Source organism: Kitasatospora sp. NPDC059817 (genome assembly GCF_042731835.1).
In the GTDB taxonomy this organism is placed as follows: Bacteria; Actinomycetota; Actinomycetes; order Streptomycetales; family Streptomycetaceae; genus Kitasatospora.
On sequence record NZ_JBHWIR010000182.1, the window covers coordinates 5,855 to 7,590 of the forward strand.

Annotated in this window: 1 protein-coding gene; it reads right to left on the minus strand. The window is 75.6% G+C overall.

Annotation, left to right across the window (positions count from 1 at the left end; translation table 11 throughout):
• Nucleotides 1-62: 62 nt before the first annotated feature.
• Nucleotides 63-1,736, minus strand: a 1,674-nt coding sequence (locus ACFV61_RS28940) for a Pls/PosA family non-ribosomal peptide synthetase (protein WP_380494776.1), incomplete at its 5' end; no start/stop codon positions are given.

Genomic DNA, 1,736 nt, shown 5'->3' on the forward strand with positions numbered 1-1,736 from the left:
GGTCTACCCAGGTAGGACCGCGACCGCATCGTCAACTCATCGCCCGGCCAAAGTGATCTGCGTCACACTCCGACCTTGCGCTTGGCCCGCCGCCGGGCGACGGGGGCGAGGGCGGGGTCGGCGTTCCAGGCGGCGACGGGGTTGCCGAGCCAGCGGGTGGTGCCGGGGACGTTCTCGCCGCGCATGACCAGGGAGGCGGGGCCGACGGTGGTGCCGGCGCCGAGGGAGGAGTTGAGCAGGACGATGGAGTGCGGGCCGGTGGTGGAGCCGGGGCCGAGGTGGACGGGGCCCAGGCGCATGACCCGGTCGTGGAAGAGGTGGGTCTGCAGGACGGTGCCGCGGTTGACGCTGGCGCCGGCCTCGACGGTGACGAGGTCGCTCTCGGGCAGCCAGTGGGTCTCGCACCACACGCCGCGCCCGATGTGGGCGCCGAGGCTGCGCAGCCAGGCGTTGAGGTAGGGCGTGCCGGTGATGGTGGAGCCGCCGAAGGGCATGGCGAGTTCCTCGACGAAGCTGTCGTAGAGCTCGTTGCGCCACACGAAGGTGGACCACAGGGGGTGTTCGGCGACGCGGAAGCGTCCGACGAGGAGCCACTTGGCGGCGGTGGTGACCAGGCAGGCGATGAGGGCGGCGCCGATGAGGACGAGGCCGGCGGCGGCGAGGGCGCGCGTGAGGCCGTAGTCGTCGCGCAGTTCCTGGAGGGTGGCGAGGACGAGGTCGCCGAGGAGGGCGGCGAGGACGATGGGCAGCAGGCGGCACAGTTCGACGCCGGCGCGGGCCCACATCAGGCGCCGGGGCGGGTTGTAGGTGCGGGCGTCGCCGCCGGCGGCCGCGACGCGCGGCAGGGCGAAGGCGGGGCGGCCGAGCCAGGAGGAGCCTTCGGGGGCGTTGACGGGGGTGTCGGACAGGACGCCGACGAGGGAGTTGTCGGGCAGTCGGCGGCCGGGGCCGACGATGCCGGAGTTGCCGACGAAGGAGCGGCGCCCGACGTGCGAGGGGCCGATGTGCAGCCAGCCGCCGCGCAGTTCGTAGGGGGCGACGAGGGTGTCGTCGGCGAGGAAGGCGCCGTCGTCGACGCGCATCAGGCCGGGCAGGGACAGGACGGTGGAGGCTTCGACGCGGCGGCCGACCTTGGCGCCGAGCAGGCGCAGCCACACCGGGGTGAAGAGGCTGGCGTAGAAGGGGAAGAGGGTGCGCCGGGCGGTGTCGCTGAGTCGGGTGACGGCCCAGGCGCAGTAGGCGACGCGGCCGTGGGCGGGGTGGAAGCCGGGGCGCAGCGGGATGGACAGGAGGCGGACCATGATCGCTATCAGCGTGGCGTGGCACACCAGGGTGAGGGCGGCCAGCGGGATGGTGGCGGGCAGGAGTTGGAGGAGGGCCGCGGTGAGGGTGCGGTCGGTGTCGACCATCGTGAAGACGATGGCGAGCGCGGGGAGGGCGGCGATGATCGGCAGGAGGCCGAAGACGGTCAGGCCGACGCCGTAGGCGAGGTTCCAGAAGCGGGAGCGGGGGGTGGCGGCGGCTGCGGGCCAGGTGGTGCGGGCCTCGGTGGAGGGCCGGGCCGGGGAGCCGTGCCAGTGTTCGCCGGCGGGTACGGCGCCGGTGACGCAGGAGCCGGGGGCGATGTCGGCGCCGGCGCCGCCGCGGGCGCCCGGGCGGGGGGGGGGGCGGGCCCCCCGGCGGGGGCCCGCGCCCCCGGGGCGGGGGGCCGGGGGGGGGGGGGGGCGCTCCCGCCC